The sequence below is a fragment of the Curtobacterium sp. A7_M15 genome (assembly GCF_030705415.1).
In the GTDB taxonomy this organism is placed as follows: Bacteria; Actinomycetota; Actinomycetes; order Actinomycetales; family Microbacteriaceae; genus Curtobacterium.
Window position 1 is genome coordinate 38,277 of the sequence record NZ_JAUZED010000006.1, and the last position, 15,105, is coordinate 53,381.

Consider the following 15,105-nt stretch of genomic DNA (forward strand, 5'->3'; position numbering starts at 1 on the left):
AGCACACCATGAGCCAGAACCTCCACGAGAGCACGGCCGTCGACGTCCAGCGCAGCTGCCTGCCGGCGACGACGGTGTCGGTCCTGCACGACGAGCGGAAGCCGTCGTTCGGCCGGTGGCTCGGGCAGATCAACCGCCAGGACTGACCGGCGGTGCGGGGGCGGGGACCGCGACCGGCGTCCCTGCCCCCGCGGGGTTCCAGGCCGACGTCCCTGCGCCTGCGGACATCCTCGCGGCGCGCCCGTCGGGCTTGCTCGCGGAGACCCCGCCGGGCGACCCGAGTTCGCGGATCCGCCGCGCCGGAACGCCGGCGTAGACACCGTGGGAGGTGAGTCGTCCGCGGACCACCGCCCCGGCCGCCACCACGACGTCGTCCTCGATGACCGTGCCCGGCAGCACGACGGCCCGCCCGCCGATCCAGACACGCTCCCCGATGTCGACGGAACGTCCCGACGCGGTCCGGCTCCACGCGCCGTCGTCGCCGATCTCGTGGTGGCTCGTCATGATGAGCACCTGCATGCCGATGGCGGTGTCGGACCCGATCCGGACCGGCGCGACGGCCTCCACGGTGACGTTCCGGTTGAAGTACACGCCCCGACCGACGACCAGGTTCTTCGGGTGGCCCGTCAGCGAGAAGAGCGGCCCGGGGCTCGACGCCAGGTCGGCGCCCGCCAGAGCCGCGATCACCCGACGGAGGGCACGAGGCAGGAACGGCGAACCGAGGAGCAGCGTGAAGAGCGTGTACTCGCGTGCGTGGATCGCGTCGTCGCGCAGGCGTGAGCCGAACGTGGACGGGGATGCGGTGCGTGCGGACATGCCGCCTCCAGGTCTCGTGGGTGGACGTGTGCGACCTCGCACACAGCCGGAACGCTAGGTCGGGGCGCGCAGAGCGGACAATGCGAGTGCCGGGGCGTTGCGCGATTCTTGCGGTGTCCGTCCACGGGATCCCGCGCTGCTACCGTGCTCGCATGTCCTGGGGCCGACGGTACTTCGCGGCCCAGTCCGTCGCGGGAGCCCTCTGGTGGATCGCGGTGGGCACCGTCCCCGGCATCCGGTCGGCGACCCTCGGCTCGCTCGACCCCGTCCTCGTCGCGGTGTTCGACGTCCCGCTGTTCGTCGTCGCGTCGGCGCTCGCCGCGGCCGGCAGCCGAGCGGCCGCGGTGGTCACGACGGGGTGGACAACGCTGGTGATGGGTGCCCTGGCCGTCTGGGCGACCGGGACGACCGAGGCGGGGGCCGGTGTCCTCGTGATGATCGGCGCGACCGTCGGGTCCGCGCTCGCCCTGGCACTCGTCGTGCTCGGCCGGGTCCCCACCGAGTGGCTGAACTCCGGCCCGCTGCGGTTCCGCACCGCCGACCCCGACGCGGGGCGCCGCCGCCACGTCCTCGGTACCGTCCTGCAGATCACCGTGTTCTGGGGACTGTTCCTCGGGGTCCTGCCGCTCCTGATCAGCGCCGCCGAGCACCGCTGGCGACTCCACCCGACGACCCCCGACGGGATCGTGACCGCCGCCGCCGTCACCGGCGCCGTCACGCTCGTCGCCGCGAGCGCGCTCGGCATCGCGTCGGCGGCAGCGATGTCGACGCAGGGCGCCGGGACCCCGCTGCCGTCGGCGATGCCGAACCGACTGGTGATCGCCGGCCCCTACCGGTCCGTGCGCAACCCGATGGCGCTCGCCGGCATAACCCAGGGCGTCGCCGTCGGGCTCCTGTTCGGCTCGTGGATGGTCGTCGTCTACGCGCTCGCCGGGTCGATCGTCTGGAACTGCATCGTCCGTCCGCTCGAGGAGGCGGACCTCGACCACCGGTTCGGCGAGGACTTCCGACGCTACGCGGCGCGGGTCCGGTGCTGGATCCCCCGGTGGCCGGTCCCGGCGAGCGCCCCGGCGGTCGCGATCAGCCCGCCGCGCCGCTGATGTTGATCAGCCAGGTGACGCCGAAGCGGTCGGTGACCATGCCGAACGTGTCGCCCCACGGCGCCGTCGTGAGGGGTTCGATGACCGTCCGGGCACCGTCTGCGAGACCGTTCCAGTAGCGGGTGAGGGCGGCTTCGTCGTCACCGCTGAGCGAGACCGAGATGTTGCTGACGTCGGGCCCCTCCATGCCGGTCGGTGCGTCGGACGCCATGAGCAGCAGGCCGTTCTCGCCCTCGAGCTGTCCGTGCATGACCTTGTCGGCGTCCGCGGGGTCCTGCGCCGTGCCTGCCTCGCCGAAGGTGCTCATGGTGAGCTCGCCGCCGAAGACGCGGTGGTAGAAGTCGAGCGCGGCGCGGGCCTGGTCGCGGAAGCCGATGTACGGGTTGAGTCGGACGGTCATGGTGGACTCCTCGTGGGTGGTGTGCACGGGCGCCGTCGTCCGTGCCACGTCGATCGTCCCAGAGCCGAACCGGGTCCGGAAGGGCAGGATAGGGCGGTGGACCCCGACGACGCGTACGACGAGCACCTCCGCGACGAGATGCCGTGGACCGAGGTCGTCCGGACGCTCGAGGGTCTCGGCTGGACCCGGTGCGGCACCGGGGACTGGGCGGTCGCGTTCCGGTCCCCCTCCGGTCGACTCGCGGCGCGGATCAGTCCGTTCGACCCCGCCGGTCCGTACTCGGCGATGCTCTACCGTCGTGCGGCGCACACCGGGCAGGTGCCCGTGCTCGTCGACCACCGCGTGCTCGAGGGCGGGTCCGACCTGACCGTCATGGAGTACCTCGCGCCGGTGTCCGAGGCCGAGGGCGCGGCCTTCCACCGGTCGATCGACGCTCGCGAGCCCGCCGTGGCAGCGCTCGCGGGGCACATCCACGAGGTGCATGCCCGTGGTGCCCGGGAGCAGCCGTGGTGGGGTCCGCTCGACGACAACCCGGCGAACGTGATGCGCGGCTCCGACGGTCGCCTGGTCGTCGCCGACCTCTTCTACGCCGACGGGCCCTCGCTGTACGCCACGGTGCGTGCTGACCCCGACCGGATCGTCCGGGACTACCCGGAGCACCTGCGCCGGCACATGACGGAGCTCCCGCTGGCGAGTTCCGGGGGCTGGCCGGACGGCGATGCGGAGCGGATGCGCCAGGCGCTGGCAGCGGCAGACGCTCGAGCGGCAGCCGCACCCGCCAGGCGTCAGGATGCCCGACCCGGCCGGTGACCGTGGTCACGGCGTCCACCACGAGCCGGACCGCACCGTCCCTGCGCGCGCAGCTGGGGCGGTGACCGCGACCCGTCGACGGTCTGGAGGCGCGGTGCGGGCCCGAGCCGCGCCTCCCGTCCGACGCGGTGCGGGTCGAGAGCCGCGGCGCTCGCTGAGTGGCCATCAGGTTTTCATCCCTGCGGAGGATGCACCCGTGGTGTGACCGGAGCATGCTGACTGGTGTGTGGGGAGTCCGGTCGTCCGCGGCCGCGGTCGTGGGGGCCGCGGCCGCGACGCGCCGGGCCGTCTGATCGGCCCTTGCCGGAGCCGATGCGCCGTCAGCGGCGGAGCCCGCGCAGGCCGCTGCGGAGCTCGTCGACGAGGACCGCAGGCTGCTCGAGTGCCGCGAAGTGCCCACCACGTGATGCCTCGCCGTAGTGGACGAGGTCCGGGTAGGCGGCCTCGATCCACGTGCGCGGCAGCAGCGGTACGTCCTTCGGGAACACTGTCACGGCCACGGGGAGGTGCAGCACCGGTCCCGCCATGGTCGCGGCACGGTTCTCCCAGTAGATCCGGGCAGAGGACGCGCCGGAGTTCGTGAACCAGTACATCGAGATCGTGTCGAGGATGTCGTCGACGTCGATGGCCTGCTCGGCGAGGCCCTCGTTGTCGGTCTTCGACTGGAACTTCTCGTAGATCCACGCGGCTTGCCCCACCGGCGAGTCCGCGAGGGCGAACCCGGGCGTCTGTGGCTTCGTCCCCTGCAGGTGGTTCGATCCGCCGAGCGGTCCCGCGTAGCGCGCGAGGGTGTCGACAGCGTGCTGTTCCTCGGGGGTGCGCTCGTCCGGGATCGTCTCGGGGACGGCGTAGGGAGTGTTGAGGTGGATGCCGGCCAGTCCCTCCGGCCGCGCCGCCGCCAGAGCGGTCGTCACGACGGATCCCCAGTCCCCGCCGTGTGCCGCCCACCGGGTGTACCCGAGCCGGCTCATCAGCTCGGCCCACGCTGCGGCCGTGCGCTCGGCATCCCACCCCGTGCTCGTCGGCTTGCCGGAGAACCCGAATCCGGGCAGCGAGGGCACGACCACGTCGAAGGCGTCCGCGGGGTCGCCACCGTGCGACGCCGGGTCGGTGAGCGGACCGACGAGGTCGACGAAGTCCAGGACCGAGCCCGGCCAGCCGTGGCTCAGGATGAGCGGCATCGCGCCGGGTTCGGCGGATCGGACGTGCAGGAAGTGGATGTCGAGTCCGTCGATCTCGGTGCGGAACTGCGGGTAGCGGTTGAGTCGGGTCTGGAACCGCCGGAGGTCGTGGTCGTGCAGCCAGTGGTGCACGAGGGCCCGCAGGTTCTCCGATCGGACGCCCTGCGACCAGTCCGGAACGGTCTCCGGGTCGGGCCACCGGGTCCGGGCAAGGCGGGAGCGGAGGTCGTCGACGTCCACCTCTGGGACATCGACGCGGAAGGGTCGGACGGCGGTGCGAACGGTCATGGTCTGCGGTCCTCACGATGGATGCGCGGTAGTTCGTTGCACACTGTTGTGCAACGGACGCGGAAACCGTATCTCATTGCACAGCAGTGTGCAATGATGAGTGCATGTCTCCCGGATCCGCACGCGACCTCGCGATGGACGAGACGCGGAACCGGATCCTCGACGTCGCCCGCGAACTCCTCGGTCGGCGACCCGACGCTGGCATGGGCGAGGTCGCGCAAGCCGCCGGCGTCGTCCGCCGCACCGTGTACGGGCACTTCCCGGCACGCAGCGACCTCGTCCGGACGCTCGCCGAACGGGCAGGAGCGGAGATCGGCGAGATCCTCGAGCACGCCGACGTCGACGGGTCACCCGCCGACGCAGCGTGGGCGCGGTTCGTCACCGATCTCTGGCCGCTCGCCCACCGGTACCGAGTGCTGTTGGCGCTCCGTCGCGGACAGCAGGGCGATGAGATCCACGCCGTGCTCGGAGCCGTCGACCGCCGTGTCGCCGAACTCGTGCAGCGTGGTCAGGACGATGACGTGTTCGGACGGCACCTCCCGGCGATCACCCTGGGGCAGATCGCTTCGGCGACGGTCTTCACGATCGCCGACGAGCATCGGGTGACGACACCCGGTGCACCGGATGCTCCCGACGCACGAGCCGCTGTCACCACCAGCCTCCTCGTCCTCGGCGTCCCGGCAGCACGGGCGCTGGAACTCGGTCCCGTGTCGGCCTGACGAGGCGCCGATACTGAGCGGGTGGACAGGAACGGACAGCTCGCGCTGCGAACCCGTCGCCGAGCGGGAACGACAGCCGCACTCCCCGGTACTGTTCCCGTTCGTGAGTGTTCGTCGTCGTGCGTCCCGTGTCGTCTCGATCGGGGTCCTCGCGGCCCTCGCCGCCTCGCTGACCGGCTGCGGCGAGGGATCCGGGGTCGACAGCGACTACGCGAAGATCTGCCGCGACAACTCCACGCAGAAGCGCCTGCCCGACGACGACTGCAACAACCACGGCGGCCACGCCGGCTGGTACTACCTCCCGCTCAGCGGCAACCGAGCGACGAAGGTCCCGGCCGTCGGCGACGCCGTGTCCGGCGGGACGGCAAGCCTGCCGTCGGGCAAGACCGCGAAGTCCGGCATCTCCTCCCGCGGCAGCTCGGTGACGAAGGGTGGCTTCGGCGGCTCCGGCGAGCACGGCGGGTTCGGCGGCTGATGGAGCGCGTGGAGTTCACCGAGCGCCCCGACTGGCAGCGACGGATCCAGCAGACCGGCCTCATCTACTCGAGGTCCGTCCGCGAGGACGGCACCGCGGTCGAGTACTGGAACGACGGCGCCGCGTACGTGTTCACGCTCCCCGAGGTCGAGGCGCTCGAGCGGCAGACCGAGGAGCTGCACCGCATGTGCCTCGAGGCCGCCCGGTACCTGGCCTCCGGCGAGCTGGGCACCCTCGGGCTCACGCGTGACGGCTTCGACCTCGCCGCCTGGTCGCTCGAGCGGGGCGAACCGGACGTGTACGCCCGCTTCGACCTGGCCTACTCGGGCGACGGCTCCCCCGCGAAGATGCTCGAGTACAACGGCGACACCCCCACCGGACTCATCGAGGCCTCGGTCACGCAGTGGCACTGGCTGCAGGACCGGATCGCGGACGGGACCCTGCCCGCCGAGACGGACCAGTGGAACGGCATCCACGAGGCGATGGTGGCGCGGTGGCGCGCCCTGCTCCACGAGTCGCTCCGTGCCGAGGAGGGCGGTCGGCTCTTCGTCGCGCACTCCGACCTCGACACCGCGGGCGAGGACTGGAACACCGTCGCGTACATGCGGGACCTCGCCAGTGAGGCTGGCTGGGAGCACACCGGCATCGAGATGAAGGACATCGGGTGGCACGCCGTCGCCCGGCAGTTCGTCGGCAACGCCGAACCCGCGGGGTCCTCCCGGAGCGTCTTCACGCTGCCCGGCGACGAGGACGGCACGCAGTACCCGGTCATCCGGAACCTGTTCAAGCTGTACCCGTGGGAGGACCTCGTCTCCGGTGACGACCGCGCCCGTGGTGACCAGGAGTTCGGCGCGTTCCTCGTCAGCGACCGTGGGCGCCTCGGCCGCTGGTACGAGCCCGCGTGGAAGATGTTCCTGTCGAACAAGCTGCTGCTGGTCGCGCTCTGGCGCCTGTTCCCGGGCCACGAGAACCTGCTGCCGGCGTACGCCGACGGCCCGAACGGCATGACGGACTTCGTCGTGAAGCCGGTGTTCGGGCGCGAGGGCGACGGGATCGCCGTGCACCGCGCGGACGGCTCGGTGACGACGAACGGCTCGGAGTACCGCCGCGCCGGGACCGGCGGTGAGCGCGTCTGGCAGCAGTACCACGAGCTGCCCGACTTCCCCGGCTCCAGGGGGCACAACCACCCGGTGCTCGGCTCGTGGGTCGTGGACGGGGAGTCCTTCGGGGTCGGGATCCGTGAGTCGGACGGCCCCATCACCGACTACTGGTGCCGGTTCGCGCCGAATATCATCGCCGAGCCCTGAACGACGACGCGTCCTGAACGGGGCTGCCCCGTGTCCTGCCACGATGGACGGCATGACCTACACCGCGAGCGGCGACCGCTACGACACGATGACCTACCGCCGTACCGGGAACTCCGGCCTCGACCTGCCACTGCTCTCGCTCGGCTACTGGCACAACTTCGGCGACGACGTCCCGTTCGAGACGCAGCGCGCCGTCAGCCGCCGAGCCTTCGACCTCGGCATCACCCACCACGACCTCGCGAACAACTACGGCCCGCCCTACGGCGCCGCCGAGGTCAACTTCGGCCGCCTCATGCGCGAGGACTTCCGGCCGTACCGCGACGAGATGATCGTGTCGACGAAGGCCGGCTGGGACATGTGGCCCGGCCCGTACGGCCAGGGCGGCGGCTCGCGGAAGTACGTGCTCGCCTCCCTCGACCAGTCGCTGCAGCGCACGGGCCTCGACTACGTGGATGTCTTCTACTCGCACCGTCTCGACGCGTCCACCCCGCTCGAGGAGACGATGGGCGCCCTGCACACGGCAGTCCAGCAGGGCAAGGCGCTCTACGTCGGCATCTCGTCCTACGACGCCGAGCGCAGCCGTCAGGCCGCCGCGATCCTGCGTGACCTCGGGACCCCGCTCCTCATCCACCAGCCCTCCTACTCGATGCTGAACCGGTGGATCGAGACCGAGGGGCTGCTCGACGCCGCGAGCGAACTCGGCTTCGGCGTCATCGGGTTCACCGCGCTCGCGCAGGGACTGCTGACCGGCAAGTACCTCGACGGCGTCCCCGAGGACTCGCGTGCCGCCGCCGGAAAGTCCCTCGACGCGTCGAGCATCACGCCCGAGGTGGTCGGCCACCTCCGTGCCCTGAACGACGTCGCCGCCGCGCGCGGCCAGTCCCTCGCGCAGCTCGCGCTTGCCTGGGCGCTCCGCGACGAACGGGTCACGTCGCTCGTCATCGGCGCCTCGCGCGTCTCGCAGGTCGAGGACAACGTCGCCGCCCTCGCGAACACGTCCTTCACCGACGAGGAGCTCCGCACCATCGACGAGCACTCCGTCGGGATCGCGGACGTCGACCTGTGGGCCGGCGCGCGAGCGGGTCAGGTCTCCTGAGCGGAACCGTCACCAGGTGGCGGACGGGAGGCGCGGTGCGGGCTCGCACCGCGCCTCCCGTCCTGCAGGCGGTCGAGTCCACGGCAGGGAACAGCGCCTGCACACGTCGCCGCGTCCCGGTTGCGGCCCGCGGCCGCAGTCGTGCAGTCTCGACCCGTGAAGTTCCTGCGCAGCCAGATGACGCTCGACGAACAGATCCGTGACGATCGTCGCGGCATGCGGGTCGGCTGGGCCGGGGTCTGGTTCGGCGCGGGCCGGACGGCCACCCGGAGGACGAGCGGGCTCGCTCGGCTGACGGGCACTGAGCGGATCCGCCGTGTCGGGTGGGCCCTGCCGGGATCGAACCGACGACATCCACGGTGTAAACGTGGCGCTCTACCAGCTGAGCTAAAGGCCCTCGGGTCGAGTCTACGGGGTCCGACCCGGACCGGATGTTCAGCCCCACGCTTACTTTCGGCGAAATGAAGTCGTACCCTTAACACGTGCAGTCCGACCCCGTGATCGCAGTGATCGTCGACCTCGTCGACTCCCGCGCCCTCGTCGACCGCTCCGCGGCGCAGCACGACGTCGAGCGTGCCTTCGACGGTACCGCAGACGTCACCGCCCTCGACCCGCTCCGCGCGACCGTCGGCGACGAGTTCCAGGTGATCTACGCCACGCTGACCGACGCACTGGTCGCGACCACGGCCGCGATCCTCGCGCTCCCGCCGACCGTCGGGATCCGGTTCGGCATCGGACGCGGCACGGTGCGGACGATCGGCTCGGGCGCGGTCGGGCCGCTGCAGGACGGCCCCGGGTGGTGGTCCGCACGCGACGCCATCAACGAGACACACCGCCGCGAAGACGGCCGGACCGCGTTCCTGCGCGCCTGGTACCACGACGCCGACGATCGCCACGGGGCGACGGAGCGACTCGTGAACGCCTACTTCCTGAGCCGCGACCACGTCGTGTCGCGCCTGACGCCGCGCGCGCGTCGGATCGCCCTCGGGCTGGTCCAGGGCCGGACCCAGGCGCAGATCGCCGCCGACGAGGGCATCACCCCGTCGGCCGTGTCCCAGTCGGTGCAGAAGTCGGGCGTCGCCGCCCTGGTCGAGGGTCTGCGGGTCCTCGGGGACGGGGGCCGCTGATGCTCGCCGGCATCCTCCTCGCCCTCGTCGGGACGGCCGACCTCGTCCGTGCGCGGACCGGCAGCGACGCCGCACCCCGCCGTGTCCTGACGACGATCGTGGTGGCGCTGCTGTGGGTGGGGGTGACCGTCGTCGCCGTCGCCGGTCTCGGCGTCCAGGTCGGCGCGGTGCTCGCCGCCGTCGTGCTCGCCGCCCTGTGGGTCGCCACGACGACGCCGGTGCGACCGACCGACCCGCGGCCGTCGACGACACCGCGCCCGGTCTGGTGGCGCCGTTCGGGATCGTGGCCGTCGGTCCTGCTCGCGGTCGCGCTCGCCGTGCTGCTGGTGGCGGTCCCGTCCGCCGATCCCGCGGGGTTCGTCGTCGAGTGGCAGCGTGCCTCCGCCCCGGCGTTCGTCGCGGCGGTTCCGCTCGCCGCGATCGTCGGCGGCGTCGGAGCGGCACTGTTCCTGGTCGACTCGGCGAACGTCGTCGTCGCCCAGGCCCTCCCGCCGGGGCTCTCCCCCGACACCGTCGGCCGGACGGTCGAGGACGACCGGGGTCGACGCCTGTTCGCACGACGGCCCCGACGCGACGAGGGGGACGCCGGCGACGGCACGGTCCTCCTGCAGGGTGGCCGCATGATCGGTCCGATCGAGCGCCTGCTGCTCGCCGGCTTCGCACTGGTCGGGGCCTTCCCCGTCGTCGCGGCACTGATCGCCGCGAAGGGCATCGTCCGGTTCCCGGAGATCCGTCGTGAGACGACGGGGTACCAGGCCGAGTACTTCCTCATCGGCAGCCTCGTGAGCTGGGCGATGGCGTTCGCCGCGGCCGGCATGTGCTGGTTGCTCGCACAGGGCTGACGGACAGCGCCCAGGCGACGCACGGTGAGCGCACCGTCGCCGCCGGGTAGCGTCGTCCGCGTGAACGGAGTCGGAGTCCTCGACGAGGCCGGACGCCTGAGGCTGCTCGGTGCCGGCGCGACCGGTGCCGCGTTCGCCGTCGTGCTCGTCGTCCTCGTGGCGTCGTCGTGGACGGAGCCGACCCCGGCCCTCCTCGTCGGTCTCGGCGTCCCGGCGGCAGCGGTGGGCGTCGTGATCGCTGTCGTGCTGCAACTCCGCTCGTGGCGCGCCGAGGGCGGCTACGAACGGAGCGTCGTCGTCCGGAACTGGGTGCTCGACGGTGAGGTCCCCCCGACGGTGCCCGCCGCCGAGTGGATCCCCCTCGTGCAGGCCCAGGCCGAGCGCGAGGTCGCCGGCTGGGGCAAGATCGTGCTCTCGACGATCTGGATCCTGATGACCTGGTCGATGCGGGACCAGCACGGACCGGTCATCACGACGATGCTGATCCTGCTCTGGATCGGCCTCGGCACGTGGAGTGCGCTCTGGGTGATCCCACGCGCGCGGGCCGCGAAGCGACTGCTCCGGCACGGCGTCGCCGCGCCGACCTGATCCCCCGCGGGACCGGGCTGGGTACGCTCGCCCTCATGCAGAGTCGCACCCTCGGCCGCACCGGCCGCTCCGTGTCCGTCGTCGGCCTCGGCACCTGGCAGTTCGGCGGTGACTGGGGTCCCGTCACGGACGCCGACGCACACGCCGTCATGGACGCTTCCGTCGAGTCCGGCGTCACGCTGTTCGACACCGCCGACGTCTACGGCGACGGCCGCAGCGAGCAGCTCATCGGAGCCTGGCGCGCGGCCAACCCCGACGTCCCGCTGACGATCGCGACGAAGATGGGCCGACGCGTCGACCAGGTCCCGTCCAACTACGTCGCCGCGAACTTCCGCGAGTGGGTCGACCGCTCGCGCCGCAACCTGCAGCAGGACACGCTCGACCTCGTCCAGCTGCACTGCCCGCCGACCGAGGTCTTCTCCGACGACGCGGTGTACGACGCCCTCGACGCCCTCGTCGCCGACGGGTCCGTCGCCGCCTACGGCGTCAGCGTCGAGACCGCCGACCAGGCCCTCACCGCGATCGCCCGCCCCGGCGTCGCCACCGTCCAGATCATCCTCAACGCGTTCCGTCTCAAGCCACTCGACCGCGTGCTGCCGGCGGCTCGGGAGGCAGGGGTCGGCATCCTCGCGCGCGTCCCGCTGGCATCGGGGCTGCTGTCCGGCAAGTACACGGCCGACACGTCGTTCGCCGAGGGCGACCACCGCAACTACAACCGCCACGGCGAGGCGTTCGACCAGGGAGAGACCTTCAGCGGCGTCGACTTCGAGGACGGTGTGCGCGCGGCACAGGTCTTCGCGGCGTCGTTGCCCGACGCCGTGTCGGTCCCGCAGGCCGCGCTCGCCTGGGTCATCGCCCAGGACGGCGTCACCGCGGCGATCCCCGGCGCCCGGAATCCCGAGCAGGCCCGGTCGAACGCCGACGCAGGATCCCTCCCCGAGGTGCCGGGACTCGACGAGACCGTCCGCGAGCTGTACGACGAGTGGTTCCGCGCCGCCGTGCACGACCGGTGGTGAAGCCGGCCGCCGTCGGCGCAGCGCTGGCCGCGCTCACGGTCGTGGCGCTCGTCGCCGGCGGGACCACTGCGGCGGCGGGCACCTCGCGGTCCGCTCCCCCGTGGCCGGCACCGACCGCCCTCGCCGCGCGCGCCGACGACGCAGGGCTCCGGAACGTCTGGGGTGAACGACTCGCCGAGCACGTCCACACGCACCTGACCGTCCTCGACGGCGACGTCCCCGTGACGGTTCCCGCGAACGTCGGCCACTCGGACGCCCGACGGTTCGCGGCGCAACTGCACACCCACGACACGTCGGGCATCCTGCACGTCGAGTCGCCCACCCGGCAGACCTTCACGCTCGGGCAGTTCTTCGACGAGTGGGGCGTCTCACTCGGCCCCGCGCACGTCGGTGGTCTCCGTGGCGAGCTCACGGTGTGGGTCGACGGCCGGAGGTTCATCGGCGACCCCCGGTCCATCGCACTGACGAACCGCCGCGAGATCGTGCTCGACATCACGACCATCGGCGAGGTCCCGCACCGTCCGGCGCCCTTCGACTGGCCACCCCAGTACCGCTGACCCGCCCGCCCGGCCACACCCGCGCGCCCGGAGCGCCGTAGTGTGCGAGGTTCCGTGGACCGTGCGACCCGCGTTGCCTCCCACCGTGGTCGGGACCTCGCACACTTCGACCAGGGCACCGGCGCGCCGGCGCCGGTCACGCCTCCTTCGGGGCGGTCCACCCCAGGTCGAGGTCCCACCCGTCCACCGCGCCCGCCGGCAGCTGCCAGACGTACTCGTTCTTGAGCTTGCGTCCGTCGTCGCGGAACGGTCCGGTCCGGTACGGGTAGAAGGCCACCGTCGGCAGGGTGCCCGGCGGTGCCGTCCGGATCGCGTTCGAGAAGTCCCGGTTCAACCGCCGCAGCTCGGTGACGACCGCGGGACGAGCCTCCTCCGCGTCGAACCCTGCCGCGCCGGACGCGAGCTGGAACGCGATGTGCAGCTGCCGGTCGCCCCGGTCGTCCTCGTAGCTGATGAGCCGGTGGTTCTCGACCGCCTCGAGCAGGGTCGGGTCGCCGTAGACCACGTCGCGCACGACGTCCGGCGCGACGACGGCCCCGTTGTAGTCGACGGACAGGTCGGAGCGCCCGTAGTGGAACAGCAGCGGCAGGTCGAGCTCGGCGGCGTCGGCGAGTTCGTCGAACCCGTGCTCTCGCAGGGTCCGGCGCACCGAGCGCATCCGCAGGACGTGCCCGCGGTCGTGGATGTTGTAGCGGATGCGGGGGCTGATGTTCTCGGACCGGGCGATGGTCACCACGAGCTCCCCGAGCACGTTCGTCTCGATGAGGTACCCGAACGGGTTGAACTGGAACACCATCGGCAGCACGCCGTACTCGGCCTGCTTCGTGAGCGCCGCCGAGAGCTCGGGCGACCCCGCGATCGCCCGTCGCAGCTGCACGCTGAACGGCGTCTCGATGCCGAGGTTGATCTCGAGGTCGCTCGCCCCGTACGAGCCGAGTACGGCCTGGGCGTACTGCTCGATGTGCGCACGCATGTTCTCACTGATGCCCTCACCGCCGAACGCCGCGACGATCGTGTAGGCGCTCCAGTCGAGCCGGTCGTCCTCGAACAGCGCCTTGAGGAACGGCGGGTAGCTGCAGATGATGTACGTGAAGTCCGGGCCGAACTCGCGCATCGTCTGCACGATCTTGTCGCGGTCGGGGCCGATCGACTTGATCATCGACGACTCGGTGAGGGACGCCGTGACGTTCATGCCGGTGGCCCAGGCGCCGAGCGAGAACGCGTTGAGGACGAACGGCTGCTTCGGCAGGTCCTTCGCGGTGCGCGAGAAGCCGAGCTGCAGCAACTGCCTGGTCGCCTGCCGTTCGTCGGGGCCGCGCACCCAGCTCGTCGGCGTGCCGCTCGACCCGCTCGACTCGTCGACGACGACCCCGCGTCGTGGCAGTCGACCGTCGACGCAGCGCTCCGGGATGCTCCAGCGCTTGACGTAGGAGTCCTTGTCCATCTCCGGCAGCCCCGACAGCGCTGCGGCGATCCCGTCACGCGTGTCGAGTCGGAAGGGCCGGGAGGCGCGTCCCGCCTCCGCCAGGAACGCCCGGTACGCAGGCACCCGCTTCGCAGCGCGCTCGGCCGTCCGCCACGCCCGCCAGCGACCGAGGGTCCAGCGCAGCGGCTCGATGCCCGGCGTGAGCAGGAGCTTGTGCGTGCCGACGCGCGGCATGAACAGCGCCACGACCGTCTCGACGACCCAGACCACCGAGAACACCGCTGCGCGCTTCACCGGGCACCTCCGACGGTCATCGCCGCCGCGGGTCGACGATGCGCCAGCGGCGGCGGCGCACTGTGGCCGAAGCGGAAGAGCATCCAGGCCATCCGACCGTCGGACTCGTCGACGCCGGCACGCTCGACGAACGCGGCGTGGGATCGAGGGTTCGTGATGACGGTGCCGAACGGGTGCAGGGCGACGCCCCGCGCCGTGAGCTCGAGCCAGATCCGCATGAAGGTGCGGCCCGCCTCGACGTACTCCGCCGGCGACGAGAACGGTCCCTCGAGCCATCCGAGCTGCCGCACGCCGCGCATCGTCGACAGGTACACCCGCTTGAACAGCCCACCGACGCCGGGCGCCTCCCAGAGCCCGCGGTGCTCCATCGCGAATCGCAGCACCGGGCCGGGCATCAGCATGGTCTCGGCCGACAGTCCGTCACCCGACTCCGCCGCCTGCCGCTTCGAGAAGCGCAGCCAGTGCAGGATCTCGTCGTGCACGGCGTCGTGCTGCAGGTCGTCGAACAGGGTCTCCTGGTTGACGCGGACGATCTCGTCGACCGTCGCCCGGTCGGCAGTGGTGCGGAAGCGCTGGCCCGCGGCCGCGGCGATGGCGGACGCGGCCTCGATGGCGGACCCGTCCACCAGGGTCGCGTCGTAGGGCCTGCGCGAGGTGCGCCGTGCGAGGAACCGGGCCAGCGCCTCCCGGTCGTCCGCCGTGACCCCGCGCGGACGCAACGTGACCGTGCCCAGCAGGTGCAGGTGGTCGTCTTCGGCGTCGGCGAGCCGTCCGAAGTCCATCTCGGCGTGGTCCAGCCGCTCCTGCACGGTGAAGCCGTGCGCCCGGGCGACGACATCGAGCCCGGCCAGGAACACCCCGGCACAGACGTGCCCGAACGGGATGCCGAACGACTCGGCCGGCAACCCCCTGCGCAGGTCGTAGAACACGGTCGCGGTGCGGTCATCCTCGACGCGCACGACGATCGGTTGCGAGTTGTGCGGCGACGGGTAGTGCCGCGCGTCCTCGATGATGCCCGTCCACGGTGATGCCATCGGTCCCCCTCGGTGGTCTCTGGCGTCGA

Annotated in this window: 17 protein-coding genes and 1 tRNA gene; 12 read left to right on the forward strand and 6 right to left on the reverse strand. The window is 71.8% G+C overall.

Annotated elements, in window-relative coordinates; translation table 11 throughout:
* Positions 1-8 precede the first annotated feature (8 nt).
* Positions 9-146, forward strand: a complete 138-nt coding sequence (locus Q7F20_RS02355) for a hypothetical protein (RefSeq protein ID WP_305738506.1) — start codon at positions 9-11, stop codon at positions 144-146.
* Here the strand turns inward: Q7F20_RS02355 and Q7F20_RS02360 are convergent.
* Complete coding sequence (locus Q7F20_RS02360) at positions 130-816, reverse strand: DapH/DapD/GlmU-related protein (protein ID WP_305738507.1); 687 nt, start codon at positions 814-816, stop codon at positions 130-132. The genes Q7F20_RS02355 and Q7F20_RS02360 overlap by 17 nt on opposite strands.
* 152 nt (positions 817-968) lie before the next feature.
* Here Q7F20_RS02360 and Q7F20_RS02365 point away from each other — a divergent pair, with 152 nt between their 5' ends.
* Entirely contained in the window at positions 969-1,916 is a 948-nt protein-coding gene (locus tag Q7F20_RS02365) for an isoprenylcysteine carboxylmethyltransferase family protein (protein WP_305738508.1), read from the forward strand.
* Here the strand turns inward: Q7F20_RS02365 and Q7F20_RS02370 are convergent.
* Positions 1,897-2,316 (reverse strand): VOC family protein, encoded by a 420-nt coding sequence (locus tag Q7F20_RS02370; RefSeq protein WP_305738509.1) that lies wholly within the window; start codon positions 2,314-2,316, stop codon positions 1,897-1,899. The genes Q7F20_RS02365 and Q7F20_RS02370 overlap by 20 nt on opposite strands.
* 96 nt (positions 2,317-2,412) lie before the next feature.
* On the opposite strand from Q7F20_RS02370, the gene Q7F20_RS02375 reads away from it, so the two are divergent.
* Positions 2,413-3,126, forward strand: a complete 714-nt coding sequence (locus Q7F20_RS02375; protein ID WP_305738510.1) for a hypothetical protein — start codon at positions 2,413-2,415, stop codon at positions 3,124-3,126.
* Positions 3,127-3,446: 320 nt separating this feature from the next.
* Here the strand turns inward: Q7F20_RS02375 and Q7F20_RS02380 are convergent, their stop codons facing one another.
* Positions 3,447-4,595 carry an epoxide hydrolase family protein gene (locus tag Q7F20_RS02380; RefSeq protein ID WP_305738511.1) on the reverse strand — a complete coding sequence of 383 codons (1,149 nt, stop codon included), beginning with the start codon at positions 4,593-4,595 and terminating at the stop codon, positions 3,447-3,449.
* A gap of 104 nt (positions 4,596-4,699) precedes the next feature.
* Between Q7F20_RS02380 and Q7F20_RS02385 the strand changes: the two genes are divergently transcribed.
* The 4 genes from Q7F20_RS02385 (at position 4,700) to mgrA (ending at position 8,192) form a co-directional block, all read left to right on the forward strand.
* Positions 4,700-5,314 carry a TetR/AcrR family transcriptional regulator gene (locus tag Q7F20_RS02385; protein WP_305738512.1) on the forward strand — a complete coding sequence of 205 codons (615 nt, stop codon included), beginning with the start codon at positions 4,700-4,702 and terminating at the stop codon, positions 5,312-5,314.
* 103 nt (positions 5,315-5,417) lie between these two features.
* Positions 5,418-5,789, forward strand: coding sequence for a tRNA-dihydrouridine synthase (locus tag Q7F20_RS02390; protein WP_305738513.1), 372 nt, complete (start codon positions 5,418-5,420; stop codon positions 5,787-5,789).
* Positions 5,789-7,096: a glutathionylspermidine synthase family protein gene (locus Q7F20_RS02395; RefSeq protein WP_305738514.1), complete on the forward strand. Its 1,308-nt coding sequence runs from the start codon at positions 5,789-5,791 to the stop codon at positions 7,094-7,096. The genes Q7F20_RS02390 and Q7F20_RS02395 overlap by 1 nt, the downstream gene beginning before the upstream one ends.
* 52 nt (positions 7,097-7,148) lie before the next feature.
* Positions 7,149-8,192 carry an L-glyceraldehyde 3-phosphate reductase gene (gene mgrA / locus Q7F20_RS02400; RefSeq protein WP_305738515.1) on the forward strand — a complete coding sequence of 348 codons (1,044 nt, stop codon included), beginning with the start codon at positions 7,149-7,151 and terminating at the stop codon, positions 8,190-8,192.
* A 324-nt stretch (positions 8,193-8,516) separates the two neighbouring features.
* Here the strand turns inward: mgrA and Q7F20_RS02405 are convergent.
* Positions 8,517-8,589, reverse strand: a tRNA-Val gene (locus Q7F20_RS02405).
* Positions 8,590-8,674: 85 nt separating this feature from the next.
* Here Q7F20_RS02405 and Q7F20_RS02410 point away from each other — a divergent pair.
* The 5 genes from Q7F20_RS02410 to Q7F20_RS02430 are packed head-to-tail and all read left to right on the forward strand — an operon-like array spanning position 8,675 to position 12,322.
* Positions 8,675-9,319, forward strand: coding sequence for a SatD family protein (locus Q7F20_RS02410; protein WP_305738516.1), 645 nt, complete (start codon positions 8,675-8,677; stop codon positions 9,317-9,319).
* A complete protein-coding gene (locus Q7F20_RS02415; RefSeq protein ID WP_305738517.1) occupies positions 9,319-10,161 on the forward strand; it encodes a hypothetical protein in 843 nt (280 codons plus the stop codon). The genes Q7F20_RS02410 and Q7F20_RS02415 overlap by 1 nt, the downstream gene beginning before the upstream one ends.
* A gap of 60 nt (positions 10,162-10,221) precedes the next feature.
* A complete protein-coding gene (locus tag Q7F20_RS02420) occupies positions 10,222-10,749 on the forward strand; it encodes a hypothetical protein (protein ID WP_305738518.1) in 528 nt (175 codons plus the stop codon).
* 35 nt (positions 10,750-10,784) lie between these two features.
* Positions 10,785-11,765, forward strand: a complete 981-nt coding sequence (locus Q7F20_RS02425) for an aldo/keto reductase (RefSeq protein WP_305738519.1) — start codon at positions 10,785-10,787, stop codon at positions 11,763-11,765.
* Complete coding sequence (locus tag Q7F20_RS02430; protein ID WP_305738520.1) at positions 11,762-12,322, forward strand: hypothetical protein; 561 nt, start codon at positions 11,762-11,764, stop codon at positions 12,320-12,322. Before Q7F20_RS02425 ends, Q7F20_RS02430 begins: the two co-directional genes overlap by 4 nt.
* Positions 12,323-12,458: 136 nt before the next feature.
* On the opposite strand, the gene Q7F20_RS02435 is transcribed toward Q7F20_RS02430, so the two are convergent.
* Both Q7F20_RS02435 and Q7F20_RS02440 read right to left on the reverse strand, forming a co-directional pair.
* The gene (locus tag Q7F20_RS02435) at positions 12,459-14,042 is read right to left on the reverse strand and encodes a phenylacetate--CoA ligase family protein (RefSeq protein WP_305738521.1); all 1,584 of its coding nucleotides are present in this window, start codon (positions 14,040-14,042) and stop codon (positions 12,459-12,461) included.
* Positions 14,039-15,076, reverse strand: a complete 1,038-nt coding sequence (locus tag Q7F20_RS02440) for a hypothetical protein (RefSeq protein WP_305738522.1) — start codon at positions 15,074-15,076, stop codon at positions 14,039-14,041. Before Q7F20_RS02440 ends, Q7F20_RS02435 begins: the two co-directional genes overlap by 4 nt.
* Between the last annotated feature and the right edge of the window lie 29 nt (positions 15,077-15,105).